Annotated in this window: 24 protein-coding genes; 7 read left to right on the forward strand and 17 right to left on the reverse strand. The window is 48.1% G+C overall.

Annotated features, from left to right (window positions below):
- Nucleotides 1-19: 19 nt before the first annotated feature.
- The 4 genes from MPF33_07615 to MPF33_07630 are packed head-to-tail and all read right to left on the reverse strand — an operon-like array spanning nt 20 to nt 3,350.
- Entirely contained in the window at nt 20-655 is a 636-nt protein-coding gene (locus MPF33_07615) for an SAM-dependent methyltransferase (protein ID MCI2415088.1), read from the reverse strand.
- Complete coding sequence (cbiD, locus tag MPF33_07620) at nt 618-1,769, reverse strand: cobalt-precorrin-5B (C(1))-methyltransferase CbiD (protein ID MCI2415089.1); 1,152 nt, start codon at nt 1,767-1,769, stop codon at nt 618-620. The genes MPF33_07615 and cbiD overlap by 38 nt, the downstream gene beginning before the upstream one ends.
- Nucleotides 1,766-2,845, reverse strand: a complete 1,080-nt coding sequence (locus MPF33_07625) for an RsmB/NOP family class I SAM-dependent RNA methyltransferase (protein MCI2415090.1) — start codon at nt 2,843-2,845, stop codon at nt 1,766-1,768. The genes cbiD and MPF33_07625 overlap by 4 nt, the downstream gene beginning before the upstream one ends.
- The gene (locus tag MPF33_07630; protein ID MCI2415091.1) at nt 2,835-3,350 is read right to left on the reverse strand and encodes a precorrin-8X methylmutase; all 516 of its coding nucleotides are present in this window, start codon (nt 3,348-3,350) and stop codon (nt 2,835-2,837) included. Before MPF33_07630 ends, MPF33_07625 begins: the two co-directional genes overlap by 11 nt.
- Before the next feature lie 104 nt (nt 3,351-3,454).
- On the opposite strand from MPF33_07630, the gene MPF33_07635 reads away from it, so the two are divergent.
- Complete coding sequence (locus MPF33_07635) at nt 3,455-3,619, forward strand: hypothetical protein (protein MCI2415092.1); 165 nt, start codon at nt 3,455-3,457, stop codon at nt 3,617-3,619.
- Here MPF33_07635 and MPF33_07640 read toward each other — a convergent pair.
- Complete coding sequence (locus tag MPF33_07640; protein MCI2415093.1) at nt 3,600-4,226, reverse strand: hypothetical protein; 627 nt, start codon at nt 4,224-4,226, stop codon at nt 3,600-3,602. The two genes, MPF33_07635 and MPF33_07640, sit on opposite strands and share 20 nt — an antisense overlap.
- A gap of 53 nt (nt 4,227-4,279) precedes the next feature.
- Here MPF33_07640 and MPF33_07645 point away from each other — a divergent pair, with 53 nt between their 5' ends.
- On the forward strand, nt 4,280-5,152 hold the full coding sequence (locus tag MPF33_07645) for an NAD(P)/FAD-dependent oxidoreductase (protein ID MCI2415094.1): 873 nt from the start codon (nt 4,280-4,282) through the stop codon (nt 5,150-5,152).
- Nucleotides 5,153-5,259: 107 nt separating this feature from the next.
- Here MPF33_07645 and ubiA read toward each other — a convergent pair whose 3' ends face one another.
- Together ubiA and cimA are read right to left on the reverse strand one after the other, a co-directional pair.
- On the reverse strand, nt 5,260-6,165 hold the full coding sequence (ubiA, locus tag MPF33_07650) for a putative 4-hydroxybenzoate polyprenyltransferase (GenBank protein ID MCI2415095.1): 906 nt from the start codon (nt 6,163-6,165) through the stop codon (nt 5,260-5,262).
- A gap of 7 nt (nt 6,166-6,172) precedes the next feature.
- A complete protein-coding gene (cimA, locus tag MPF33_07655; GenBank protein MCI2415096.1) occupies nt 6,173-7,738 on the reverse strand; it encodes a citramalate synthase in 1,566 nt (521 codons plus the stop codon).
- Between the two features lie 59 nt (nt 7,739-7,797).
- Between cimA and MPF33_07660 the strand changes: the two genes are divergently transcribed.
- Nucleotides 7,798-8,307 (forward strand): hypothetical protein, encoded by a 510-nt coding sequence (locus MPF33_07660; protein ID MCI2415097.1) that lies wholly within the window; start codon nt 7,798-7,800, stop codon nt 8,305-8,307.
- Here the strand turns inward: MPF33_07660 and MPF33_07665 are convergent.
- From MPF33_07665 to MPF33_07680, 4 genes are read right to left on the reverse strand one after another with little or no spacing between them, the layout of a single operon-like run.
- Nucleotides 8,291-9,097 (reverse strand): ABC transporter substrate-binding protein, encoded by an 807-nt coding sequence (locus MPF33_07665; GenBank protein ID MCI2415098.1) that lies wholly within the window; start codon nt 9,095-9,097, stop codon nt 8,291-8,293. The genes MPF33_07660 and MPF33_07665 overlap by 17 nt on opposite strands.
- On the reverse strand, nt 9,091-9,729 hold the full coding sequence (locus tag MPF33_07670) for a precorrin-3B C(17)-methyltransferase (GenBank protein ID MCI2415099.1): 639 nt from the start codon (nt 9,727-9,729) through the stop codon (nt 9,091-9,093). Before MPF33_07670 ends, MPF33_07665 begins: the two co-directional genes overlap by 7 nt.
- Nucleotides 9,726-10,676 carry a cobalamin biosynthesis protein gene (locus tag MPF33_07675; GenBank protein ID MCI2415100.1) on the reverse strand — a complete coding sequence of 317 codons (951 nt, stop codon included), beginning with the start codon at nt 10,674-10,676 and terminating at the stop codon, nt 9,726-9,728. Before MPF33_07675 ends, MPF33_07670 begins: the two co-directional genes overlap by 4 nt.
- 41 nt (nt 10,677-10,717) lie before the next feature.
- Entirely contained in the window at nt 10,718-11,386 is a 669-nt protein-coding gene (locus MPF33_07680) for a prepilin peptidase (GenBank protein MCI2415101.1), read from the reverse strand.
- Between the two features lie 198 nt (nt 11,387-11,584).
- Between MPF33_07680 and MPF33_07685 the strand changes: the two genes are divergently transcribed.
- The 3 genes from MPF33_07685 to MPF33_07695 all read left to right on the forward strand — a co-directional run bounded on the left by MPF33_07685 (nt 11,585) and on the right by MPF33_07695 (nt 18,080).
- A complete protein-coding gene (locus MPF33_07685; protein MCI2415102.1) occupies nt 11,585-15,013 on the forward strand; it encodes a cobaltochelatase subunit CobN in 3,429 nt (1,142 codons plus the stop codon).
- Nucleotides 15,007-16,839 (forward strand): VWA domain-containing protein, encoded by a 1,833-nt coding sequence (locus MPF33_07690; protein MCI2415103.1) that lies wholly within the window; start codon nt 15,007-15,009, stop codon nt 16,837-16,839. Before MPF33_07685 ends, MPF33_07690 begins: the two co-directional genes overlap by 7 nt.
- 104 nt (nt 16,840-16,943) lie before the next feature.
- The gene (locus tag MPF33_07695) at nt 16,944-18,080 is read left to right on the forward strand and encodes an acyl-CoA dehydrogenase family protein (protein ID MCI2415104.1); all 1,137 of its coding nucleotides are present in this window, start codon (nt 16,944-16,946) and stop codon (nt 18,078-18,080) included.
- On the opposite strand, the gene MPF33_07700 is transcribed toward MPF33_07695, so the two are convergent.
- Entirely contained in the window at nt 18,054-19,283 is a 1,230-nt protein-coding gene (locus tag MPF33_07700; GenBank protein MCI2415105.1) for an anion transporter, read from the reverse strand. The genes MPF33_07695 and MPF33_07700 overlap by 27 nt on opposite strands.
- 57 nt (nt 19,284-19,340) lie before the next feature.
- Between MPF33_07700 and MPF33_07705 the strand changes: the two genes are divergently transcribed.
- Nucleotides 19,341-20,450, forward strand: coding sequence for an MFS transporter (locus MPF33_07705; protein MCI2415106.1), 1,110 nt, complete (start codon nt 19,341-19,343; stop codon nt 20,448-20,450).
- Here MPF33_07705 and MPF33_07710 read toward each other — a convergent pair.
- The 5 genes from MPF33_07710 to MPF33_07730 form a co-directional block, all read right to left on the reverse strand.
- Nucleotides 20,391-21,332, reverse strand: coding sequence for an acyl-CoA thioesterase (locus tag MPF33_07710; GenBank protein MCI2415107.1), 942 nt, complete (start codon nt 21,330-21,332; stop codon nt 20,391-20,393). The two genes, MPF33_07705 and MPF33_07710, sit on opposite strands and share 60 nt — an antisense overlap.
- Before the next feature lie 7 nt (nt 21,333-21,339).
- Nucleotides 21,340-21,717, reverse strand: a complete 378-nt coding sequence (locus MPF33_07715; GenBank protein MCI2415108.1) for a hypothetical protein — start codon at nt 21,715-21,717, stop codon at nt 21,340-21,342.
- Between the two features lie 10 nt (nt 21,718-21,727).
- The gene (locus MPF33_07720; GenBank protein ID MCI2415109.1) at nt 21,728-23,545 is read right to left on the reverse strand and encodes an ATP-binding protein; all 1,818 of its coding nucleotides are present in this window, start codon (nt 23,543-23,545) and stop codon (nt 21,728-21,730) included.
- Nucleotides 23,542-24,654 (reverse strand): DNA double-strand break repair nuclease NurA, encoded by a 1,113-nt coding sequence (locus MPF33_07725; protein MCI2415110.1) that lies wholly within the window; start codon nt 24,652-24,654, stop codon nt 23,542-23,544. The genes MPF33_07720 and MPF33_07725 overlap by 4 nt, the downstream gene beginning before the upstream one ends.
- A gap of 80 nt (nt 24,655-24,734) precedes the next feature.
- Nucleotides 24,735-26,030, reverse strand: coding sequence for an FAD-dependent oxidoreductase (locus MPF33_07730; protein ID MCI2415111.1), 1,296 nt, complete (start codon nt 26,028-26,030; stop codon nt 24,735-24,737).
- Nucleotides 26,031-26,062: the final 32 nt, after the last annotated feature.

A 26,062-nucleotide genomic window follows, 5' to 3' on the forward strand; every position in this document is an offset into this window, starting at 1 on the left:
AGGTGTTAAAATTTAGAACTCACGGTTTCACGAAAATAACCGCGAGCCCTTTAAGGTCTAGGCTAGTTAGCTCAGAGGCCGTCCCCCTTATAACCTTTTCCGTGGGAAGGCTAAGGTCAACGCATACTCCCACCTCGGCGTCCGGTCTAACCCCGTGAGCGATGAGGTTCCTTACGTTCTCCCCCACGGAGTGGTATGGATTAGGCAAAACGTAAGCCCCTAGACCTAGACCTAGCGCTTTCGACACCTTATCTGCATTGTTTTCGTACCTAAGCGAAATAATCGCGGAGTCGTCTAGCTTTTCCCCAAGCCGTGAGGCACAAAGTTGAACTGAGCTCACTCCGGGCTCCACATATGGGGTCTTTATCACCTTCCCAAGCCCCGCCAGCATTGGGTCCCCCGTGGACAGGAATACCTTAGTCCCCTCCAGCTTATTTGCCTCCTCTATTTGGCGGTAGAACTCCGAGTCTGACCTAAGGTAAATCAACTCCGCGTCAGTTAACGCTCTCAAGTTCTCCAGAATCCTCCTATCGCCTATTACGTAGTCTGCTACCTTGACCTCCTCGATTAACTTAAGGGTGAAGTAGCTGTAATGGCCTGGGCCGGCCCCTAAAACCTTAACGTAAGTACTTTTCGCTTCCTTTCGAGTAGCCAACTATATCTCCCTTCATGTTGATGAGGATGGTGTAGACTTTTGACCTTTTGCCCACCAAGTCCTCGGCGTTCTGGGATATCTTGTCTGCAATGTCGCTAAATACCTCGAAGTAGTTATAATTTAATAGCAGGTCTATTGCCTCATCGGTGGTCTTGCACTCAAAGATCTTCCTGATAACGTCGCTCCCTACCCCGTGCTTCGCCGCGTACGCCGCAATGGTCTCTATCCTTCCATCGCCGTACTTATAGTGGGTATTCCAGATCTTGATGGCATTTTTGACCATTTTCCCCACGTGACCCATGAGGACAATTTCCTTGAAGCCCCTCTTAGCTGCTGCCTTAACCATCCCTCCCACGAAGATTGCCATTTGAACTATGGACTCCGGGTCTACGTTGAGCAACCTTCTTGCGGCCGTTTCGCCTATGTTTCCTGGCACCATAACAACCGTGGTATAGCCCTTCTCCTTTACAACATCCAGCTGTTCCACCATTGAGGCGAACCACGAGATTAAGCTCATTGGCTTCACTATACCACTTGTGCCCAGTACGGAAACCCCTCCCTCTATTCTAAGCCTCGGATTGAAAGTCCTCTGGGCTATCCTCTCTCCCTCTGGTGCCTCTACTACAATTTCTGCTCCAAACTTGTCCCCTAAAATCTCCTTTAAGTTGTCTATCAACTGCTTTCTCGGCACTGGGTTTATTGCGGGCTCACCCTCTTCTATGGGAAGCCCTCTGGTTCTTGCCACCCCGATGCCTTTACCTGCCCTCAGTGTGACGTAACCAACGTCGTCGTTTAACCTCATCCTAACCCTGAACTCCATTCCGTTTGTGTCGTCAGGGTCGTCGCCCCCGTTCTTGGTAATGCTAGCCTCAGCCCACTCGCCCTCAAGCTTTACGTAGTTTACCGGGATCTCTATCCTTAGGCCAATTGGCGTGGACACAACTACGGCGTTTACGAGTTTGCCGTACTTCAAGGCTATCGCGCAAGCCTTAGCCCCCGCAGCTATAGTGCTCCCCGTTGTGTAGCCGAACTTCATAATCTGTTTCTTGGCTACTTTGGCGTTTGAGAGGGAAGGGCTCTTGGGACTGTAATCCAGGGGAATCCTTACACTCATCTTAGTTTCTCTAGTTTTACCTTGGTTATAAAAAAAGATTCCGTAGAGTGTACGCTCGAGAAGAACCTCACAGACGAGACCCTTGGGCTGTAACCGTTGGAGCCCACGTTTAGGGGCCTTTCAGTAGCGTATCCTATCTTCTCAAAGTGAGCCTCTCCCTCTTCATAGAACAGGGAACAGATCGCGTACACCATTTCCTTGGCCTTGATCTTTAGTGCATCCTTTAAGATGTCCCTTTGCAGTCTAGCGTAACGCTCTACCTTCTTCTTGTCCTTAAGGGTCAACAATATTGAGGGCTCGTTGCTTACCATACCGGATGAGGAACACGGAGCGTCTAGGAGTACCTTATCTGCCCTCAACTCCGGGAGGTATGAGGAGTCCTGACGCACGAATTCAATCCTGTCCATGTTGACGCCGAACTTCTTTAGCAAAAACCTCTCCTTTTCCAACCTCCCCATGTCGACGTCGGATAGGATCATTTTAGCCTTGTTGTCCGTGAGCTCCGCTATTAGTTCAGCCTTAATGCCAGGGGCAGATGCTAGGTCTACCACAATTTCCCCCCTAGACGGGTTTAAGGCCACCACTACGGCTACGCTTGCCTTATCTTGGATCACTACCTCGTAATTATTGAACTCCTCGGTCTTGGTTAGATCTCCTTTTAAGAGTCTATAAATAAATGGGAAGTACTTATCCCTCTCAAACTCTATCCCCTTCTCGCTTAACCTCTTGAGGACCTTGTCCTCGTCAGCCTTAAGCGCGTTTACCCTAAACCAAGTGAACTTATTTGGCAAAGACCTCTCTAGAGCCTCAACGTCTAAGTACTTCGAGAGTTCCTCCCTCATCCACTCCGGGAAAGCTGGCCTTGAACTTGCATATAGGAACTGTCTTACCTTTTGCGACCTCCTCCTGCCGTTGAGAGAGAAGTAACTCAAGATCAGTAGCCTAGACTTCTCGTAAAGCTCGTCGTAGTTTGCCCTTACCTTGTGCTCTTCCTTGGCCTGCTTGAACGCAACTGGAAGTGGATATCCCCTTTCCGCGTAGTAAAGGACTGAGGTCAGGAACTTCTCAACGCTCAACAAGTTCCACCAGTGCCCTTACCAACGAAATACCTAATGCTACTCCCCCCTTCACGCTTATGTTGGTGATGAACTCCACCGGCAACCTTGTAAGCTCTATCTTGGCCTTTAGGGCATTAACGAATCCTACCGGCACCCCTATGACTAGCGCAGGTTTTACTTCCCCCGTTTTGATCATCTCGTTAAGAGTTAGGAGAGCCAAGGGGCTGGTACCTATCATTACCACCTTTCCGTCCATTTCCTTTCCAATATCCTCAATCAAGTCGACCGAGTAGTACCTGTTCCTCCTAGTTTTCGGCTCCCTGTATACAGCTAGTTCGCCTAGGCCTGCCTTGGCCATCTTAGTGTCTACAATCACCCCACTATTAACGAGCCTTTTACCCACGAATATCGCGTTTTCGGAAAACCTGAGTGTACCAACTAGATCTAGATCCCCTGTTGCCCTTATCGCCCTCATTATCACCTTGGCTTTTTCTGGCTCCTCTAGAGGTAGAATTTTACTCAATATCTCCTCTGCCTGTCTCTCAATATTACTAAAGTCGCCCACTTGGGGGTCATATTAAACGTTACTGTAGGTTATAATAAAACCATACGTTGCTAATAAATCATATGATCGAGGAGATAGTCTCGCTCATCTCAATCGCGTCTTCCATACTCATTGCCATTTACTTCCCTGGTTATTTCGAGGTTTTGTACCTTCCAGCAGCCTACCTGCTGTTCAGAGCTTTGAGACTACTGAGCGCAAGCAAAAAGGTCAAAGTAGCTCGTAAGTGACCTCACCGCAGCCCTTTTTCTTACAGAGTTTGAAGAAGCAGTCGAGAGCTTCTCTACCCTTGAGCCCGAGTTCCTTGGAGTAGGACTTTATTCCTCCCTTCCTCTCCTGTATTGATGCCGACTCCCTTATCACCACCTTTAGCTTGAGCAACTCGTCAGTTGAGAGCCTCGTAGAACCGATTAGGCTGATTACTATTGGTAGGTCTCCGCATTCTTCCTTCCACAGCTCGGACAAGTTTCCCTTTTTACTAGAAATCCTAGAGCAGTCTCCTGCCCTCTTTGGAATAGCCTTTGGGTTAAGCAATAGCTTCACGAGGTAAAACTCGGTAGAGGAAGAGCTTTCCACGCATACAGAACTGTAGTTATCGCCCTCTATTCCCAAGCTTTCCAAAACGTAGGCTCCGTTAGAGATTACCTTTACTCCCTTGACGTAAAGGAAGAGGGGTAAGTGTATGAAGAAAAGGTCAAAATCCCCGTGGTTGAACTTGACCTCATCTACGCTAACCTTCTTTGGCTCCAGTTCAATTCCCCTTGCTACCTCCCCGTTTAACAGGGGAAGCAACGGCTTGAGCTCGTCTTCTGCGGTGTACGCGAGTATTAGCCTCAATGCCTAAAAACATCTGTTTTCAGCTTTTTATGCGTTTCCGCCTAATTACCCTCGTGAACAGCTTAGTTTTAGGAGCAGGGTACGCGGGGCTGAACGCATATTACAACATAAGGGGAAGTAAAACGCTGTTATCAAGGGCGAGGACCTTCACCTTCTACACCGCCATGCTGAGAAACTTAGTAAGACCAACCAAGTACACCACGCGCTTAGGATTCGTGATTGAGGAGGAAGTTAAGGAAATAGACGTCGACAGCAAGACGATTAAGACAAACAGGGGCAAGTATGAAGCAGACAACATGGTAATTTCCCTGGGTTGCACTAGGGAAGGAATGGAGAAATTGCTGGAGAGGGCTAAAAGCGAGGACCACTTGGTTGTAGGCTCAGAGGACATGTTCGACGAATACTTGGCCCTTCAGATAGCCTTCTACGCAAAAAGACTCGGCAAAGATGTAAAGTACTCTGGCTCGCCTCTTTCCTGGCTTGGGAAGAACGTGGAGGAAAAGGTGACCTACCTCCTAGGGAAGTACGGGATAAGCATATATGAGAAGGCTAACCTAGTAGTGCCTAAGTGTAGACCACCGGAGTTCTTCGATTTCGCCAAGGTAAACGAGAACTTGGAAGTTAAGAAGGGCGTTTACGTCGTAGGAGACTTGATCTACGGATGGCCAAAGCTAGGAGAACTTGCAATGAGGACTGGCAGATTCGCTGGAAGGAGGATAAGCGGACATAAAGAAAGGTTCGAGCCTGTGTTCATCTTCATCCTAGATACCGGAATGGGCGAAGGGCTCCACATAAGGTCTAAGGTCCCTTGGGGTAACCCATGGAACGTCGCTAAGGTCTCGAGAATGAGGCCCTTGATGAAGAGGTTTATAGAGAAGTATTACATTCTGAGAAAGGGCAACATGGGATTTCTGTTTTACTTGTAGATGCCCAGGGACCCGGGGGGCGTCCGGGGGAAAACCTCGTCATTCTTTGGAGTCCCTGAGCACCTCACTAAATTATATACAAAACGGGGTTAAATAAATTAATGTCTCTAGAGTCTAGGTATCCCTAGAATTACGTCAATATCAATACCCAGCCCCAAAACTATTGATGAATATATATTGTAGTAAAAGGCCCTGCCGAAGTCGTTTCTAGTCGCCAAGTAGTAGGCGTAGGCCATTATGAGGCCGTGGAGCACAGTTGCCACGTAAGAAAGAGCACCTAGACCATAGGTAAAGTCGGCCATAAGGTCAATGATTACCGAGATTAACTGGTTTAGCCCAGCGAAGCTGAGTGCTGAGTTGCCTAAGGCTACTGCAAAGCTGTGCAGGCCCATCTGCCTGTCGTACTCCATGTCGGGAATGTGGTTGTACAGATCGAATCCAACGGCCCAAAATATTGTAGCTATCACGAACAGCCACGGGACTCCCTCTAATACCTTTACGAGGGAATCGTAGTATAGGCCTAGGGCAGCGACAGCGCCACTAAATACGGCCAAACCTTGGATGGAAGCTAAATGGTAGTTTGCAAAAGCTGTATACCTCTTCATGTAAGGGTAAGTCATGACCACAAGCGCCACTATGGGGGAGAGAACAAAGGCCCAGAAATTGACCAAGTAGGCAGATACGAAGAACCCTAGAAGGCCTATCGCTATCATTGCCTTTGCCTCCGTTACCGTAATTGCCCCAGTAACTAGGGGCCTTGTCCTAGTCCTAGGGTTTTTAGCGTCTATCTCCCTGTCGGCTAAATTATCGTTAGTCATTCCGGCTATTCTAAGGAAGAAGAGAGCAAAGAAAATTAGGATAAGAACTGGGGCTGGCGGAACCTTCCTTAACGCTACGAACGCGCCTAGGTACGCCATTGGAAGACTGAAGAGAGTCTGCTCGATCCTTAAGAACCTCATTATAACGTAAAGTTTTCCCCTACCTTGACTGGCTCCTCCTGGATCCCAAGACACAGGAGTATTAAGCAAGTAACGGTTTTAATTTCTTGCTAGTCTGAATGAAATAGTCGAAACCACTAACCAAGGCCTCGACAGACGCCTCGATAACGCTTGTTGAGACGCCTACTGTCCTCCAGGTTCTTTCTCCGTCGCTGAACTCTATTGTTACCCTGACTACGCTCTCGGTGTTCTTTATTTCCCCTGGCAGAACTACCCTGTAATCGGTAAGCTTTACCTTACTTATTTCAGGGAATATGTTGTTCAAGGCCTTTCTGATGGCCAGGTCGATGGCGTTTACTGGACCTACTCCCTCAGATGCCTCCAAGTAGTTGTTAACCTTAACTAAGGCCACCGCTAGCCCGTTCTCGTTTATTACCTTCCAGTACTTCAGCTCGAAGACCTTCTCGTAAAGCCCCAATTCCTTCAACGCTATTAGCACAGCCGAGGCCGGGGCTATATCGAAGCTGTATCCCTTGTTTTCAAGTTCCTTAATTTTCTGTAGAACGGACTTGAGCCTTGGATCTTTCTTGTCAACCTTTATACCCACGTGTTCCAAGTAACTAGAGATGTTGGAAGTGCCAGCAACCTCAGATATGACTATTTTCCTGGAGTTGCCCACAAGCTCTGGGTCTATGTGTTCGTAAGCCCTCGGGTTCTTCATCATGGCGTCTGCGTGGACTCCTGCCTTATGCGCGAAGGCGTTTTCTCCCACGTAAGGCTGGAAGGGATTAGGCGGGAGGCCTGCCAGCTCGTAGACCAGCCTAGATAACGGCTTTAGCTCCTTCAACGACTCTGGCCCCTTAAGTGCCCTAAAGCCCAATTTGAGAACTAGTGTCGGTATTATCTGTATTAAGTCGGCATTTCCAGTCCTCTCGCCAATTCCGTTAATAGTACCTTGTACATGCCTTGCCCCCGCTAAAACGCCCATGATGGTGTTGGCGACCCCACACCCTATGTCGTTGTGCATATGTAGCCCTATTACGGTCTTAACGTTCCTAACCACGAAGCTCGTAATGTCGTACACCTTATCTGGAGTTGTACCCCCATTGGTGTCGGCTAACGCTATTACGTCTGCCTTAGCCTCCTCCACAGTCTTCACGACCTGCATCGCGTACTCCCTGTCCTCTAGGAACCCTTGGTAGAAGTGCTCTGCGTCGAATATCACGTAAAGTCCATGGTCTTTTAGGTAGTCTATGCTCTCCGCTATCATGTTCAAGTTCTCCTCTTTAGTTACCTTTAGTACGTCGTTGACGTGGAGGGTCCAGGACTTGCCAAAGAGGACTGCAGTGTCCACTCCCGTCTCTAGGATGGAGTTTAAGCTGACGTCGTCCTTCACAGATACTCCCTTCCTCCTGGTGCTACCGAATGCAGCAACTCTTGCGTGCTCCAGCGAGTACCCCTTTATCTTCTTAAAGAACTCGTAGTCTTTGGGGTTGGAGCCCGGCCAACCTCCCTCTACAAAGTCTACCCCTATTTTGTCTAGGTACAGGGCTATCCTTATTTTGTCGTTTAAGGTAAAGGAAACAGTCGAGGCTTGAGACCCATCCCTTAAGGTGGTATCCAGGACTTTAACTAATTTCTTGTCCACCGTTCATGTGTGAAAATGTATTCAATAGATATATAAACCTTCCAGATAATACGCCATGTATGAATTTTAGGGCAATTGTTGCAGGTGTTATAATCTTTCTAATTGGGTTGTCTGCCTATCTGACTGTTCCGCTTTACTACCCCAACTACTCCGCAATCAACCAAGTTTATAAAGAGAACGAGGCCACAGCAACCGTGCTCCCAACTTCCACTCAGATCGTGAAGACGATCGAGATAACTCCTACCAATAACTCGGTGATCTTCTTCGTGACTGATTCTAACTTTAACGTTACTGTTATGAACGCTACAAACGACCACGTTCTCGGAAACCAACAGGGAGAAATAGGCCTAGTGCTATCCCCGGGAAAGTACCTGCTTGGTATAGTAAACCCAAAGAACGTCATCCAGACCGTAACCTACTCTTATGGAGTGTTTCCGTCTAGTTACATAAATGGGTTCTACTATGGGCTGAGCGTTTACGAGACCGTGCTAGAGATAGTGACCCTAGCTGGGGCCGCTATAGCCTTCATAGCCGTTTTACAGCAAGTGGTCTCTAGGAGGAAAAAATAGACTTCAGCCACGGTATTGCCTCGAGGACGAAACTTGGACCTTGATGCGCCAGGAAGTCTCCCTTGGTGAAGAAAACTCTTCTATTAAGCAGGAAGTCCAGTCCCCTTGATCTCAGCGATCTGGCAAACCTTTCTTTCTCGTGCTCAGTGAGCCTTTTAGGTTCGTAAACTACCACGTCTGGGTTCTTCCTTAACACGTCTTTTGGGTCTGGCTCAAAGTAGGCCTCATGCCTATCGTCAAAGACGTTCCTTCCTCCTGCTATCCTTATGGCGTCGCTGACGTGGGTAGGAAAGCCTGGAGTTATGGGTCCTCCTAGGTCGAACTCTACGTATACCTTCACGTTGACACTCGTTGAGAGATTTTGGAGAACTTTGAGCAACAAGCTGCGGTAGAGCTCCCTGGCCTTTTCGTACTCCCCTATTACCTCTCCCACCACTACTACGTTATCCAGTATCTTTCCCACGCTCGTAGCTACTGGCATTGGATACACCGTGTACCCCTTCCTAATTAGGGCTTTTGTGAGCTCCTTTTGCGCCCCCATGGTTGTGAAGATGACGTCAGGCCTATTTTCCTCTAAGAACTCCTCCTTTACGTGAGTGTAGCTACCTATTTTGGGAAGTCTCCTGGCCTCCTCGGGCCTATAGCTAAAGGCGTCGGTTGCTATCACTTTGTCTCCGTGACCCAGCATAAATATGGTCTCCGTCGACGCCGGATCAAGGCTCACTACCTTCCTTACAGGCCTTGGAACTTCGACGTAATCGTTTAAGACCTCGCTGTACACCTTCACCATTTTTTGACCAACAATATAGAGTCCATGTCCACGTTATTTATGTCCAACTCAGCTACCTTTCCCCTTGTGACGCTTTGGTTCTCCTTCCACGCATTCCTCACTAGGTAAAACTCCCAGTCCCCAGCCTTCTCCTTCAGTACATCCTCTACCATCTTTGCAGAGTCCCGCCTAACCCTTGGATTTACGTTGTATAAAACAATCGTAAATCCGGCTACAATCGATGCCTCGATCTTCCTCCTTATTCCCTCAAGGCTCCTAGAATAGGTGCTTAAACTTATGGTTACGAAGTCGTCCAACGGCACCTTTGCTACGCTGCTGGCCAAGAGGGCTGCAGTGACTCCAGGTATTACTTCCACGTCGAGGTTGTACATCCTTGAACCCATGCCGTAGACCATTGGGTCGCCGGAACTGAGTACAACCACCCTTTTGTCCTTGAACTCCAACGAAGCTAAGACCCTCTTCTCAATTTCCTGCACCTCTGACCTGATCACCACCGCGTTGGGGTTCAAGTATTCCTTGACCATTTCCACGTACTTGACGTAACCTATAACTATCTCAGCCTCCCTCAACGCTTCTATTGCTGCCAAGGTCAGCGTCTTTCCCCCAGCCCCTATCCCAACCACTTTTATCATGATTGGAGCCCCGAACCTTCCGTTATTTGCTTTACTCCCAGGCAAGTGACTACGCCGTACGCCCTCCTTGTCCTCTTTAGGACGAGGTTCCCTCCAAGTACTTCGATGGAGGGTTCGCACACCCCGTCAACCCCAAGGTACTTTCGAGCTACCTCCGACGGCGTAGACTGCTTCCTCTCCCTTAGATCGTTCACTGGCACGTAGATCACAGAGGAATTAAAGGTCCTTGCCACCTCCTTTATCTTTTGATCGTCCTTCTTCACCTCTGGAACAACGATGAAGTCAAGCCTTGTCTCAGAAATAAAGATAGACTTTAACGTGGCCTTTATTGAGTAGTAAAGGGCCTCCTTTGGAGCGTTGGACGAGTACCCTAGCCCAACCATTACCGAATAGGGTTGCATGTTGAGCTTTTCAGGATCTCCGCACTCGTAGCCCACTACTATGTCGGCTTCCTTGCAGTCGCCGACGAATTCATAGCCGTCAACCTTTTGTAACCTCACTTGTGAGTAGACCTTCAAAGTTCCCTCCTTAATTAGCCTCTTCTCGACCTCCAATATCTTCTTTGGGTTTACTATCCTTAGGGCGTTAATCCACGCAAACTCCTCAACGCTGTAGAGGCCCAGTTGGGCAGTCCGGGAAGTAAGGATAAGTTGAGACCCAAGCAAGTCTGCAATTATGCTCCCCAGAAACGAACCGCCCCAGTGTTCCTTGATCACTGGAATAACGTAACTACCGTCATCGGTAACTGAAATGATCACTGGATCCCTCAATTTTTCCCTCAACGTGTTCTGTATTCTCCTCACTGTTATCCCTAGGGGGTAGAAGAACACGAGGGCTTCAGCCTTTCTGTCAACTATAAAGTACCCTAATTCCTCCAAACTGCTCGAAAGCTCCTCGGCGAGCTTGTTCCCTGAGTTCGCTATTATCTTAATCCTAGAAACATACAACTCAATATGATTTTGTCGATAAGGAATTATATTCTTTTTATTTATATTGGTATACCGGAGATTAAGCTTATGACGTAGCCCAGAGTTATGTAAGGCAAAACTGGAAGCCCGTAGGCTACCCATATTGCAGTGTCCTCGGTTATAACGCCCTTCTTGACTAATTCTGCGTACCTTTCCCTCCACTCCTTGTCGTCCTCGTCAACGTAAAACGTTAGCCTGAGCTCCTCCTTACCGCTTTCGTCAATTACGGTAAGTGGAAAGAGGAACTTGGAGTTTAAGAAGTCCCTAACCTTTACCTTCCTTCCTGACATTGCTAAGACAAGCCTCTTGGAGAGCGGTAATCCCTCTGTGTGCCTGTAATTTCTTACTAAGTTAACCAAGACTGAGAGGGATATCCCTATCGAGGTGTATAGTATTACGGTTATTGGCTCTAGGCCGACCACGGAGAGTCTTGGAAAGAAAAAGGGCCTAACGCTGGAGTTCGCTAGGCCCAGAATGCTCATGGCAAAGACGTCGGCTCCTCCCATTAGCGAGTACTTGTAGAACAAGAGCAATACTACTATTGTAACCGAGAACGAATACGCGAAAAGCAGTATGTTTAAGTACTTATAGTCGAACAAGATGAACATAGCAAGGGGGGAGAAGTAAAGCCATATCTTTTCGTCTATCTCCCTGGATTTGAGGTCCAACCATGAGACGTAGACCAACATAATTAGAGAAAAAACTACTTGCAGGACATATACTAAATTCACGGCAGGAAACCCTCTTCATTCCGCCCTCTATGGGGCTGTCTGGGGCTAGATACCCCAAAACTTCATATTTGTCCGCGTATTTAAGCGTTTCAGTGAAATTTGATATATGGATAGACTAACCAAATATTTTTATATTTCGTCCTTGTCTACTCTCTTATGAAACTTTCCGTACTCATTGGATGGAACGGTTCAGTGGTTAAGACCTTCATTGAGGCCTCTAGGGAGCTTGGGGTTCAGTTGGCAATAAAGTACCCAAGGTTAGACCCCATCGACGATGAGTTCGTGGAGAGCATGAAGACCTCTGACGCAATCTTTATCCACCATTTCTCCAGCGAGAACTTGTACAGCGAAATAATCGACAGGATCAGCGGGGTTCTGGAAAATAAGGACGTAGTTGCGGTCATCGACCCCGCGCTTTCCAAGTTCAACAAGCTCCCGCCAGAAGCAACAAAGAAGGTGATGGAGTACTACAATTACGGCGGAAAGGAAAACGTAAAAAACTTGATCCTTTACCTCCTCTCCTTTAAGCACGAGGGGATAAAATGCGAGGAGCCCAAGCCCTTACCCTTCAGCGGGATATACTCTAAGGAAGGCGTGTACCAAAACGTATGGGAGTACCTAAAGAAATATGACACTGGAAAGAGAGTCGGCATACTCTTCTATAGATCGGAGTGGGTTGACGGGGACCTAGAGATCGTAGACAAGTTGGTCGAGAAACTAAAGAGGGAGGGGATCACCCCTATTCCTGTCTTCGTCCAGGGGTTCGGGGACAAGTCTAGGGGGATAGAGAGCAACGAGGAGGCAATAATGAGGATGTTCGCCCCAGAGGGGAAGCCAATAGTGGACGCAATAATTAACTTGCTCTCGTTCTCCTTAATCAAAGACAAGGAGAGCTCCATCCTCAAGGACCTCAACGTACCCATCTTTCAGGGTGTCATAAACTACTTTAAATCGGAGAAGGAGTGGTTGGAGTCAAAGGGGCTCGACATAGTCTCGACTATAATGAGCGTTTCCCTCCCAGAGATCGATGGGACCACTCAACCGGTCTTGTTGGGAGTAGTGGAAGTAAAGCAGGACGGAAACTTCAAGTACAGGCTTCTCAGGGGAGTTGACTACCAAATAAGGTACATGGTAAAGAGGGTCAAGAGGTGGATCGAGCTAAGACGTAAAGATAACAAGGAAAAGAAGATAGCCATAATACTCCACTCAGCCTCTGCCTTTAAGGACCTAGAGGCAAATATAGGAACCGCTACTGGGCTTGACACACTCCAGACAGTAGTTAACTTAATGCACGACATGAAGAGGCTCGGCTTTGAGGTTGAACCTCCCAAGGACGGCGAAGAGTTAGTGAGGCTCATTATATCGAGGAAGGCCATACCAGAGACCAGGTACACAAGCCTAGAAGAGATCTTGGAGAAGAAGGGCTTCGTTGGCTTCCTCAGCTATGAAAAGTACGTTGAGTTCTTCAATTCTCTACCTAAAGAAGCAAGAGAGGCAGTGGTAAAAACGTGGGGAACCATTAAGAAGGGAGAAAGGAACTACATGTTCGATGGAGAGAAATTCGTCATACCCGGGGTCAAGCTTGGAAACGTACTCGTAGCCGTTCAGCCAAAGAGAGTCACGTGGCAGGACGAGGAAAACGCAATTAGGCTCATTCACAACTCCGACTTACCAGTCCACCACTTCTGGTTAGCTTTCTACAAATGGATAGACGAAAACTACGACGCGCTAATACACGTCGGAACCCACGGCACTCTGGAGTTCACGCCAGGGAAAGGAGTGGGACTATCGCCCTCCTGCTTCCCGCAGATATCGATAGGAACCATACCTCACCTCTACATTTACGCTGTCAACGTCCCTGGGGAGGGGATAACTGCGAAAAGGAGGAGCTACGCTGTGCTCATAGACCACCTATCCCCGCCCACAATAGACGAAGTCCCAGACGAAATCAAGAAACTGGAGGACTTAATCGAAGAGTACGAGGAGTCGGAAAAAGCCCAGAACGAGGCCAGGCAGAAACTTGTCCTACAACAGATAATGGAGACCAGCGAGAACATAGGCCTAAAGGTCGACTTTTCCGACCCTGATAAGGCAACACACGAAATCGAGCACAGACTAAACGTATTTAAGGACAGCAGCGTCACAAAGGGGCTCCACGTCTTGGGTGAACTACCGGACGAGGAGGACTTAGCAGAGTACGTCTTAGCGCTAACCAAGTACGACGAGGACTCCATGGTCAAGACCTACGGAAAGGAAAAGGCTAAGGCCTTGATACTAGAGGCGCTCAACGGTAACTTCAAGTTGCCGGAAAAGGAGAGGTTAGTCATATCTAAATTGATCGAGTCGGTTCACTTAGAGAAGGTGAACTTGATAAACGCCTTATCTGGAGGCTACGTTGAGCCAGGGCCCTCTGGGTCGTTGAGTAGGGGAAGGTACGACGTCCTTCCAACGGGGAGGAACTTCTTCGCCGTAGACCCCTCTAAGATACCCACTTTCTCAGCCTGGCAGATAGGGACGTTAATGGCGGAAAGGCTCATTCAAGAGTACTTGAAGAAATACGGAAAGTACCCTAGGGCCATAGGCTTCGTCCTCTGGTCTACGGACGTTTTTAGGTCCGACGGCGAACTGGTGGCCCAAATCCTGCACACTATGGGCGTCAAGCCGAAGTGGCACAAGGTAACTAAGAAGGTGACAGGCGTTGAGCCAATACCTTTGGAGGAGCTCAATAGACCAAGGATAGACGTGGTGGTGACCATAAGCGGGATTGTCAGGGACAACCTAATGGGAATCGTGGAGTTGATAGACGAGGCAATCGAACTAGTGAGAAAGCTACCAGAAGACGAGTCTCAAAACTACGTTAAGGGCGAATTCAATAGGATATTCTCGGCGAAGCCCGGGGCTTACGGCTCCGGTACAGACAAGGCAGTCGAGTCCTCTGCGTGGAAGACGGAAGAGGAACTTGCGGACGTGTACTTGAACTGGATGGCGTATGCGTACGGAAAGGGAAAGAGGGGGATTAGGGCTGTGGATGACTTCGTAAAGGCCAGCGGAAAGGTAGACATGATAGTCCACAAGAGGGAGATAGACGAGATAGACATCCTAGACGACAGCTGTAACTACAGTTACGTAGGAGGGTTCTTCTTAGCTTGCAAGAAGCTCGGAAAGACCCCTGAACTCATGTTTGAAGATACCTTCAATCCGAGGAACCCGAGGATAAGGATAATGAGGGAGGAAATAGAGAGGGTTAGCCTCATGAAGCTGTTGAATAACGCTTGGATAGAGTCGCAAAAGAAGTTGGGCTACAGAGGGGCAACGGAGATCCTCAAAAAAGTCGAACACCTTTACGGCTGGGGCGCAACTACCAGGATGGTAAGCGACGAGATCTTTGAGAAGGTGACTCAGAAGTTCGTCCTCAACAAGGAGATGAGGGACTGGTTCCTGAGGGAAAATCCGTGGGCCCTAGAGGAGATAACTAAGAGGCTAATAGAGGCGGAGAAAAGGGGCATATGGAAAGCAAAAGAAGAGACCAAAGAGGCCCTTGAGGAACTCTACGCGCAGATAGAGGGTGAGTCTGAGGAATGGTAGAGAGGAACGTACTTCCGTTCTCCGCGATAATAGGCCAAGAAAGGCTGAAAAAGGCCTTGATGATAGTTGCCGTTAACCCCTCAGTGGGGGGCCTACTCATAATGGGGCCAAAGGGAGTGGCAAAGTCCACTGCAGTTAGGGCGTTGGCCAACCTACTGCCCGAGATAGAAGTGGTGGCCGACTGTCCCTTTAGTTGCGACCCTCGTTCCCCGGAGTCCATGTGCGACAGTTGCAGAGCAAGGTTTGAGAGGGGCGAGAGGCTTCCCGTTATAAGGAGGAAAATGAGAGAAGTCGAATTGCCCGTGAGTGCCACCCTTGACAGGGTAGTTGGTAGCCTCGACATAAAGAAGGCCATAGAGGAGGGGTTAAGGGCACTTTCACCCGGTCTCTTGGCGGAAGCCAACAGGGGGATCTTATACATTGACGAGGTAAACCTCCTCCCTGACGACATAGTTAACGCCATCCTCGACTCTGCTGCCTCAAAGGTTAACGTGGTTGAAAGGGAGGGAGTTTCTGTATCCCATCCAGCGAACTTCATACTCATAGGCACTATGAACCCAGAGGAGGGAGAACTAAGGCCACAGTTACTGGACAGGTTTGGCATCTCTGTGGTAGCGGAGAGCCCAAAGTCTGAGGAGGAGCTGATCCAAATAGCTAAGGTAGTGGAGGAATTCGAGGCAAACCCCAAGAAAATCAAGGAGCAGTTCGAGCCAAAGGAAAGGGAACTCAGGGAGAGGATAACCAGAGCAAGGGAGATCTTACGTAACGTTGAAATTTCCGACGACCTAATGAGGCTTATAGCAAAGGTCGTCATAAAGTACTCGCTTAGCAACAGAGCCATGATAGCCACAATGAGGGTTGCGAAGACGATTGCTGCCCTTGACGGCAGAAAGGTAGTTACTGAAGAGGACGTAAAGGAGGCGTTAGAGTACGTGCTACCACATAGGCTGAACGCCCAACAAATGCAAGAGGAGCAAGTTGGCGTGGAGAAGGTAAAGAAGGAACTAGAGGAAATCCTCAAGGGCAATGGCGGAAATAACAGGGAAGAAGAGAAAGAGCAACGTGAAGAAAAGGAAATAAACGTGGACTTGAAGGTGGATAACTTAAAGTCGGACAAGAGCGGTAGAGGAGGTATATCAAGGTCTACAGGAAATCTGTCGAGCTTACTCGGTAAAGTCGTGGACTTTTACTCCACGATAGTCAACATGGCCTTAAGCGGTAGAAAAAGGATAACGAAGGAAGACGTGTCTCTTAAGGAGTTAAGGGGGAGGGGATCCGTTCCTATACTCATCCTCCTCGACACCAGCAGGTCAATGAACTTAGGAAGGAGGATCTTAATAGCTAAGAAGCTTTCTAAGTCGCTCTTAAATAACGCGTACAAGCTGAGAAGCAAAGTGGGCCTTATCACTTTTTCGGGCTATAGCGCAAACTACGTGGTCCGTTTCTCCAAAAACTTTTCCCTAATAGAGAGGTCGCTCAACTCCGTCAAGCCTCAAGGCAGGACTCCTCTTTCGCATGCCATTTACCTTGCAAATAAGGTTCTAAAGAAGGAGAGCATGTACTCCACCCCGATAACCTTTATAGTAACCGACGGTAAAGCTAACGTGAGCCTCAAGGGTAACATAAGGGAAGAGCTGGAGAGGTTAAGTTACGAACTTGGAAAGATGTCAAAGGTGGTAGTAGTTGACGCAAACGCGTCCCAGTTCACGCCAAGCTATAACCAGTTGATAGCTAGGAGCTCAAACGCGTACATGATTGGCCTAAACCAGCTCAGCAAGGTCTTGAACGACAGGACTAACTTCACCAACTTGCTCTTAAGGCTCTGACTGAATTTTTCATTATCGAAAGAAATTTAATCAAATGTAGCACTTAGACATTACAGATAACATAAGATTTATTATAGTTTAAACGATTTCTCTCTTGAGACGCTATGTCCGAATTACCTAAGGAAGTAGAAGAGTATAGAGCTAAGGTAAGGGAGTACGCCCAAAAAGTGGTAAGGGACTACGCGAAGCAAATGGACGAAACCAACGACGGTGGGGACAAGATAGTAAAGGACTTTGGCGAAATGGGTCTCCTCGGTATGAAGGTTCCCACAAAGTACGGGGGCCTAGGGTTAGGAGAACTGGCTTTTGCGGTTGCTACTGAGGAGCTTGGGGCTGAAAGCGGTGGTGCTTCGCACAGCCTCCACACACAACTGAACGCCATTCAGCTTTTAGTCTCAGTTGGAGGAGACGCTGCAGCAGAGTGGATCGAAAAGGGGGTCAAGGCTAAGGAGATATATGCAGTTGCCCTTACTGAACCAGCAGCAGGCTCAGACCTAGGTGCATTGCAAACTACCGCGAAGCCGGACGGGGACGAGCTCGTACTTAACGGGGAGAAAATATTCACCAGCGCCGCCTCCTTCTCTACAAAGATGGTTGTACTAGCTAGGACCAGCGGCAACCCAGGGGATAGGCAAGGAATATCGTTACTTTTAGTGGACTCCAAGACTCCTGGAGTAGAGGTCAAAAAGCTGGACTTAATGGGTATCAGAGGGGCCGGTGTATCGTACGTTAAATTCAACAACGTTAGAATAAGTAAGGACTCCATTATCGGCAAGGAAGGAGACGCCTTTAGAGGGGCAATAAAGGCTCTCATGGTCAGCAGAAACGGCTACGCTGGAATAGCGGTTGGGATAGCTAGGGGAGCAGTTGAGGAGGCAATTAACAGGGCAACGGCGAGGAAACAGTTCGGAAAGGCGCTAATAGACCAGGAGTGGATAGCGTTTAACTTGGCAGATGCATACGTAAAAGTGGAGGCAGCGAGGTTGCTAACTTGGAGAGCAGCCAACTTATTTGACAAGGGAGTTGAGGCGTTAACGGAGGCGTCGATGGCAAAGTACTACGCTGCCGTGACTGCCGCCGAGGTCACTAGGACTGCACTCCACATATTTGGCGGTCACGGGCTTAACAGGGGATCAAAAGTTGAGAGGCTTTACAGAGACGCAAAGATAATGGAGATCGCCGAGGGTACAAACGAAATGCAGCTAATGGCAGTATCAAGGGCTTTCCAGCCTAAGAAATAAGTAGATAATCAAGAAGTTCTCTAAAAGGACTGGCAAAGAATACTTTATAAACTCGAAGAAACCAAACCCTTTTCCTCCCCTGCTTTCTGAGGCTTCAGAAATTATTACGTTACTTGCTGCTCCTATCAACGTTAAATTCCCAGCTATCGTGCTACCTGCTGCTAACGCGAGCCAGTCTATTGCTGAAGTAGCGTTGTAAGAGTACATTATAGGTATGTAGATAGCTACCATGGGCACGTTGCTGAGTATTTGACTCAACGCTACGCTAATCAACATAATAAGTAGCGCGCTAGAGGGTGGTGGCAACGCTTTGGAGATAGCGCTCAAGACGCCCCCGTTGTCCAGTCCCGCTGTAAAGAGGAATAGCCCCACGAAGAAGACTATCACCGTCCAATCCATTCTCCTCACAATCTCCCTCCTCGGCTTTACTATTAGCAAAAGCAATGACGAAGTTATCAGGGAGCCTAGCAATATGTCCACCTTCAGAAAGCTCAAGGCAAAGAACAAGGCCACAGTTATGGCTAGAAGAACCAAGGCTACTCCCGCAGTAGCCTTGTCCTCAATTTTTACCTCTTGTAGTTGTATTTTCGATTCAGGATCCGCTAATGACTTCCTAAACATTAATAAGGTTATATACGCAGTAGCCAGCAGGTTAACCGCAGTAGGAATCCCCAAGTAGGCTAGGAATAGTACGAAGGGCTGTGCCAAGTTCCCTTCAAGAGCTATCAACAAGTTCTGAGGGTTGCCAGTGGGCAAAAGCACGCTCCCTACTGTGACCCCGAAAGCCAGGGAATAGAGAAGGGGCTTCTCGTCGATCCGCATTTGCTTACTTGCCTCTAACATGATAGGGGTCCAACTGGACGAGATCCCGTCATTTGTGACAAAATTTGAAAGAACGCCGGAGAAAACCACTACCGCCATCACTATCCTCTTTGGCGTCTTGAACTTCTTGACGATATAATACGCCAGGTACTTCAAGAATCCCGACACCTCTAACGCTGAGGCGAACACGAAAATGGTAACCAGGAACAGTATGACGTCTAGGTTTACGCTCTTCAGGGCAAGGCCTACTGGTATTACGCCAGTCGCCACCATCAGAACACCTCCGAAGAACATGGAGGACCACGGCGGTATCTTCGTAATACTTCTAGTCGCTATCAAGCCGTAAGTTAGAAACGCTATTGCCAGCGCTATGTAATTCACAAAATGGTCTTGAGGTATTCGCTTTAAAGATTATCCTAGTTTTAGGGATACAGATGAATGAGGATCTTCATAGGCCAAGCCCTCGTCACGACAGTAGTAACCGAATTGACGTTGCTCTACCCAGTGGAGATTTACAACGAGACAAAGTCTGTGTTTTTATTGGGAATAGTCTCAATGCTGTTCAACGCCACTAACGCCCTGGGCTCCTACGTCTGGGGAAACGTGATAGACAGCGTAAAACGTAGGAAGGAGTTCTTTATACTTTTGCCTCTATCTATTATACCCTGCGTCTTCTTACTTTCCTTCGGGTCGATAGTCCTCGGCTTCCTCGGCTACTCACTTCTGGGGTTTATTTACGCCATAGACTCGCCCTTGTACTCTATCCTGTTACTAGAGAACTTCACGTTTGAGCAGTTGCCCAAGGTGAACATTAGGCTTTCGCAGTTCACGCTTGCAGGAAACATAGCTGGAAGCCTCTTGGCTATAGTAAGATTGCCTCCAACTTACGTCACTTCAATGCTCATCGCATCACTGATAAGCAACGTAATGTTTCTAAGGGGAGTGGCAGGCTCAAGTAATAGGGATAAAAAGGAGGAGAAAAGGGAGATTAGGAATAGGCTTCAAGCTATCCTGTCCTTCTTTACTTTCAACTTCGCCGCTGAGATTTTTTACACAGTCTACGTTCCGTTCAACTACGCCATGGGAAACCCAGAATACCTCATTTTCGTTTCCTACACTCTGCTGTACATCTTGGACGAGTTCCTCTACTACGTGTCCTCTAGAGTCATTGAGAACAGGGAGGTGTTCTTCATTTACTTAGTCACTTTCACGAGGGCAATTCTGTCCCTTTCGGCGTCCCTGGTCGTTGCCTCTAAGCTCAGGCTGGGACCTCTTAGCGTGCCCATATTTCTCTCCTTTGGCTCAATATACCCTATATTCAGTTCTTCCTTCTTCTCCATCATGTTCAGAAACTTAAAGAAAAATAGGGGAACTATAATAGGGGTATTCAACGCCGTAGAGGACGTTGCCAACATAATGGGGAGCCTAGTTGCTGGGATAATAGGGGGAACCTTGGCCAACGCCTATGCAGTGATACTTTACTCCTTTCTACTGTCCTCTTTCCTTTTCGCCGATTACGTAAGGAGAGCCCCTGTGCCTTCTAGCTAAGGCACTTTCAAACATCTTTTTCTCGTACTCGTTTTTAGGATAATATGGCGGAAACTCCTTTGGCCTGCCATCGCTTCCTATCCTTACGTAGTTGAAGAACGCCGTGGTCACTATCCTGCTAATGCCGTCCTTAGGGTTTCTAGTCTTTACCGTTATCAAAACCTCGATGGAAGTCTTGCCCACATACGACAATCCAGCCGTCATTTCAACTACGTCTCCTAGCTTAATCGGGGAAAGGAACGCAGTGTCAGAGACGGAAACCGTTACCACTGTGTCGCTACCGTCCTTAAAGCCCTTGTAGTTTATAAGACTTAGTCCCAACATTCCCCCTAGATCGTCCATGAGCTTCACTATCTTTCCAGCTGAGATCAGCCTTCCGTCATAGGTCATCTCAGGGGTCACGTATATTACGTTGTGCAGTTTAACTGTGAGCTTCTCCGTAGGGTCTTCTAGGGGAACGCTTTCCTTGAGCTTCTTTAGTCTGAGCTCCCTCCTCTTTCTTGCCTCCTCGACTATTAAACGCTCCTCATCCGTAGCGGGAACGATCTTTTCCCCAACAGGCAATGGCCTAACGTTGTCGTCCACCTTTACGTACACTCCAGTGGCGGTAACTATTGGCTCGTCTCCCCTAAACACCTTCATTTCTACTTCCATTGACGAGTTTCCTATGTAGTCCACTTGGGACACAATCCTTATTACGTCACCTAGGTATATTGGCTTCTTGAACACCACGTTGTCTAAGGAAGCTAAAACTGCTGGTCCCTTGGCCACTTTAATCGAGGACAACATACCAGTGTCTATTAGCATCTTCAGCATGTCTCCGCCGTGGAGCCTTCCCATGTAGTTGCATTGTTCATAATGCACTAGGTTTACTGTCTCCACTACGGTTTCACTGATTAGCGACTTCCTTCACCTCGTTTAGCTTTGCTGACAAGTTTGGGTACTTTTTAACGTACTCTTCTAGGAGCTTTAGTAGCTCTACCAATATGTCCTTCCACGAACTGATTATCTTATCCATCACGTCCTTCGGGACTGAGGTGACCCTCTTCTCGCTTGCCGACATGAAGGGCAAGTACTCGTCTTGAGATATAGAAACTACGAACATACCCCTCCGGTCAATGACGTACTCGTGGCTTCCCTTCTTGAGGACAGTTATGGAGACGTCGTCTGAGGGCGGGAAGTACTTAGTGAGGGAGGAGATGAACTCCTCCACTGACTCCTTGTCCTTTTTCTCCAACATTTTGTTTAGAGTTTCCTTCAAGCTCATCTTCTCACCTTTACGTCCTCGAGAGGTCGTAATGACCTACTGGAGGAGGTACAGGGACGCGAATTTTGACCCTACCTTCTCTTAACCAAGGGGAGATAATAAACGCGACTCCGTTCCCTTCCCAGCTCAGAACCTTAGCTTCGTTCTTTGAAAGTCCAAACGACTCCGCGATCTCCTGCCTTATCCTGAAGATTACCTTGGTGTTTGAGAGTTGTACAACTATGTCGTTTAGGTCGTTTGGGTTGTGGGTAGCGAAGATAAAACCTATTTTCCTCCTCCTTCCCAACCTCATCATTAGCGAGATCTTGCTCGCTACTCTCCTGACGTAGTAGTTGTCCTCTTCTCCACCTCTCATTGAGGGAAAGAACTTGTGTGCCTCGTCTATGACTATCAAATACCTGCCCTTGGCCTCCCCTTTCCTAAGCCTGGCCTCCCTTAAAGCAAATATCCTGTCCAGAACATAGTAGACGAAGATCTTCTGGGCTAGGTCGTCCACTTCGCTATTATACAGGTCAAATACCACTATTTTCGTCCCTTCGTCTACGACTTTCCTTATGCTACTCCTCTTCAGTTTGAGGTCGAACATCCCCGTTTCAAGGAGCAAGTAAAGCCCCCTTAGGATGTTTTCCCTGGTGCTCCTGTGCAATTTCATCTTCTCAAACGTGTTGTCGTCCAATGCGTCCACGAACTCCCTTAGTGTGTTAAGCTTGGCCAGTTCGCTCTTGGTAGTGATGATCTTCAGGAAGTGCGACGCCTGCTCGCTGAAGTAAGGGTTCAATTTGTACAAGATCCTCTTGACTGAGCTGAACTTGAAAAAGAACGGGTACACTGTTATTTTGGAATTCCAAGAGCTACTTGAGATATTTATTGTATTGTGTACAATAGAGGTGTATAATTTTACTCCCTTTCTCTCCAAGTACGCTACCAACGGTTTTACGTAGAGGTCGTAGTACGTGCTAGTTATCTTGCCTATAGAGTAATCTCCGTCAAGGTACTTCCTCAACCACCCCCTAGTCACTGGATAGACTACGTCCAGCTCTATCCCGCTTAACTTGCCGTAGAGTTCCTCAAACGCCCTCACTCCTTCCATCACTCTCTTGCTAGTCAGATCAGGGGGTAGGAACATGTGGTAGTAGTCCCCTGTAGTATCGAATACGAATACCTTACTGCCCTCCTCATCTAGCTTGTAAAAGCCTGACAGCAAGTTCTTTATAAACGACGTCTTTCCAGCTCCAGTTGTGCCCAGGATGAGGAAGTGATAATTGAGCTCGTCTAGGCTTGTGCTCACCTTTACCCTTTCACCCTCGATAGCGAGGAACCCCAGTTTCAAACTCCCTGCGTTTATCCCTAGGGCCCTCTCAACCACCTCTGCCCTTGGTATTATGACCGGTGACTGGGGCTCAACTATTACGTCTGCGGGTTGAATTTCCGACGAAGAGAGGACGTCTAGCTTAGTGAGCATTTCGCATTTTATTAGCACGTTGTTTATTAGAGTGCCCGGATTTTCCTCGTCCACTGAAGAGACCACCGGGGAGCCGTCGAAGAGGTAGTTAGTCACGTCGCTCCTCTCGTAACCTACTACCCTTAATAGGATGAAGTAGAGCGTCCTTATGTCCACTACCCCCAAGAAGATGCCTATCTTTCCCAGGAAGCTGTACTTATAGTACACCTCTGGACTTACGACTACGTTTACTACGAACTGGTTCTCCTCCACCTTGTTCGGTATGTTTTGGGCTACGCTCCCGATAACGTCGCCTAATGTTACCGCAAGTGCCCTTGCCTTTTCCATCCTGTCCTTTATGCCGTTATAGAGCTCATCACTGCTCATGTTCCCAGCTCCTCTATCCTGCTGTAGTAACTGGACTGTAGCCCTACCTTCTGCAGACCGCTTATCACCAGCTTATATAGGCCCTGTGACACCTTCTTTGCTACGGCGTCCGCTAAAGCGAGGAGGTAAGGTATCCCTTCCCTCGTTATCTTTATCGCCAGAAGGTTTCTAATCACTTCTTCAGAGTTGACCAGGCTCTCTACCCTAAGGATTGAGAACTTAGGTACGTAAGGATTGAACGGGATAACCAAGTAATTCACGAATATCGGAGTGCCTTTCTCCTCGCTCATGAAGGGGCCTATTACAGTAGGTGAGTAAGGTGTATTCTCGTTAAACCTGGTTAAGCTTAAGAGGAAGGCCTCGTCTGAGACAAACGACTTTGGGTCTACCTTGTATCTCTGTATAAAGAAATCTCGGTACTCGCCATTTAACGTGTTAACCAAGTACTGGGACTTGTCTATCCTTTTGACCACACCTATAAAGTTCTGGTCTAATGCCTTCCTTCTCTCCTCAATTATCTTGTCCCTAACTTTGGCGCTCAAGTACAAGTAAGAAGGAAACAAGGGACCGTCAACTATTACCGCCCCTTTTCCCTTGAGGAAGCCTAAAGCCTTCGTCTCTAATAAAGCCCGTAACTCCGTCTCCACTTGCTCTACCCCCCTTATGGAACTAAATGGCCTTCCGTCTAAAGAGACAAACGAAACGTACTTGGAGGCGTAGATGTAGGGGTCGAGCCTAGACCGCTCTGCCGTTGAAGAGGCTACAGCTATGAACGGCTCTTGTAGTGGTAGACCTCCGTTACCGTCTACGGAGGGATAAACGCCGTAGATCCCTCTCGTTATGGAGGCTACGGCCAAGCTGGCAATGCTTATTGAGCCCTTACCGGAAACGAAGCTCCTACTACTTCCGTCTAAAGCCAATACCTCGTTCCACGACCTCTTTGGTATCTCCTCCCTCACCAGCTCCTGTGGTTTTACAAGGGGTATAGACTCAGAATTTGGGCTCAGATCGACGTAATCCTCGCTTATGGAGGAGGAGTTTAGGTAGCTGGAAATTAAGTTTATAACGTCATACCTAAGTACCTCGTAAATCCCGTAGACATTGACCATTATTATCTATGTCATTATTTATAGAAATATTTAAATATAGCGTAATACTATCGGTTTTTCGAGCCTAAAGTTTCGGAAAGTCAATCCTTCATTAGTTGCCTTACTGCAATAATAACCGGATCCCATACCTCAGAGATTGCAGGCAGGTAGCCCATGTCCGTGAAGAACATGTCCTCCACCGTAAACCCCTTCATCACCTGGGCTGCTATCATGTCGATCCTTCCGAGTACCTCTTCCCCTCCTATTATCTGTCCTCCTAGGACTCTCTTAGTGCCTTCTTCCGCTACAAGCTTTACGTAGATCTCCTTAGCCCCTGGATAGTACCTGGCCCTCGTCTTCGTCCTTATCATCGCGGAAAACGTCTTTATGCCTAAGCTCTTTGCCTCGCTTTCCAGGATGCCCGTCTTCGCTATAAACAAGTCCCTGTACTTCGTGATCATTGTGCCAACGCTCCCTGGGAACTCCATTTCCTTGCCCGCTATGTTGCTCCCTGCCACGTATCCCATCTTATTGGCCACTGGGGCAAAGGGCATGTAAAACTCCTTCCCAGTCACTATGTTCTTGGCCTCCACCGCGTCCCCAACTGCATAGACACCCTTGACGTTGGTCTCCATGTGGGAATCAGTCCATATAGCCCCGGTCTTTCCCAGTTTGACCTGATCCCTTACTAGGTCAATGTTGGGCTCTACTCCTATAGCTATGATGGTACCATCTACTTCGTATTTTCCCTTGTCTGTTACCACAATAGCTCCATTCTCCTCAACCCTTTCAAAGGTCTCGCCTAAGTGGAGCTCTACGTCCTTGGCCATCCTCTCCGTTATTACCTTGCCCATGTCCTCGTCGAGCATTTTATTGAGAACGTAACCAGACCTATGGAAGAGCACTACTTTGACTCCCCTCTCTACAAGGGCCTCAGCCATTTCCACCCCCAGTATTCCTCCGCCCACTATTGCGACTCTATTCAAGGGCCAGAGCTTTTTCCTAAGCTCCACCGCTTCAGCAGGGTGGTGTACGTAGAAGACCTTCTTACCTTCTGCCACTTTCTTTGGTCTCGCCCCCAAAGAGATAACGAGGTAATCGTATTCGAACTTGCTACCATTTGCTTTCACAACCCTAGAGCTTAAGTCAACTTCCTTAACCTCCACGTTAGTGAGGACGTTAATCTTCCTCTTTTCGCGGAAGAAGTCAGGGGTGTACGTCATGAAGAGGTTCTCGTTGTCAAAAAGGCCCTCCACAAAGTACGGGATACCGCAAGGGGCGTGGCTTACCATCTTAGTCCTCTCAATGACTGTTATTTCCGCATCTGGCCTTAGCCTCCTTACCCTAGACGAAGAGCTCATCCCAGAGGCTCCGCCACCTAAAACTAGGACTTTCATAGGGAATAACAATTAATGCTTTATATTTAGTT

The organism is Candidatus Aramenus sp. CH1 (assembly GCA_022678445.1).
GTDB lineage: Archaea > Thermoproteota > Thermoprotei_A > Sulfolobales > Sulfolobaceae > Aramenus.

Bases quoted from the DNA above. Each gene is read 5' to 3' on its own strand.
- MPF33_07665 (MCI2415098.1), bottom strand. From the start codon at position 9,097: ATGGTGAAGGTGTACAGCGAGGTCTTAAACGATTACGTCGAAGTTCCA.
- MPF33_07690 (MCI2415103.1), top strand. From the start codon at position 15,007: ATGGTAGAGAGGAACGTACTTCCGTTCTCCGCGATAATAGGCCAAGAA.
- cbiD (MCI2415089.1), bottom strand. From the start codon at position 1,769: ATGAGTGTAAGGATTCCCCTGGATTACAGTCCCAAGAGCCCTTCCCTC.
- MPF33_07685 (MCI2415102.1), top strand. From the start codon at position 11,585: ATGAAACTTTCCGTACTCATTGGATGGAACGGTTCAGTGGTTAAGACC.
- MPF33_07730 (MCI2415111.1), bottom strand. From the start codon at position 26,030: ATGAAAGTCCTAGTTTTAGGTGGCGGAGCCTCTGGGATGAGCTCTTCG.
- MPF33_07725 (MCI2415110.1), bottom strand. From the start codon at position 24,654: ATGGTCAATGTCTACGGGATTTACGAGGTACTTAGGTATGACGTTATA.
- MPF33_07695 (MCI2415104.1), top strand. From the start codon at position 16,944: ATGTCCGAATTACCTAAGGAAGTAGAAGAGTATAGAGCTAAGGTAAGG.
- MPF33_07670 (MCI2415099.1), bottom strand. From the start codon at position 9,729: ATGATAAAAGTGGTTGGGATAGGGGCTGGGGGAAAGACGCTGACCTTG.
- MPF33_07680 (MCI2415101.1), bottom strand. From the start codon at position 11,386: ATGTTGGTCTACGTCTCATGGTTGGACCTCAAATCCAGGGAGATAGAC.
- MPF33_07715 (MCI2415108.1), bottom strand. From the start codon at position 21,717: ATGAGCTTGAAGGAAACTCTAAACAAAATGTTGGAGAAAAAGGACAAG.
- MPF33_07720 (MCI2415109.1), bottom strand. From the start codon at position 23,545: ATGAGCAGTGATGAGCTCTATAACGGCATAAAGGACAGGATGGAAAAG.
- MPF33_07635 (MCI2415092.1), top strand. From the start codon at position 3,455: ATGATCGAGGAGATAGTCTCGCTCATCTCAATCGCGTCTTCCATACTC.
- MPF33_07660 (MCI2415097.1), top strand. From the start codon at position 7,798: ATGAATTTTAGGGCAATTGTTGCAGGTGTTATAATCTTTCTAATTGGG.
- MPF33_07705 (MCI2415106.1), top strand. From the start codon at position 19,341: ATGAGGATCTTCATAGGCCAAGCCCTCGTCACGACAGTAGTAACCGAA.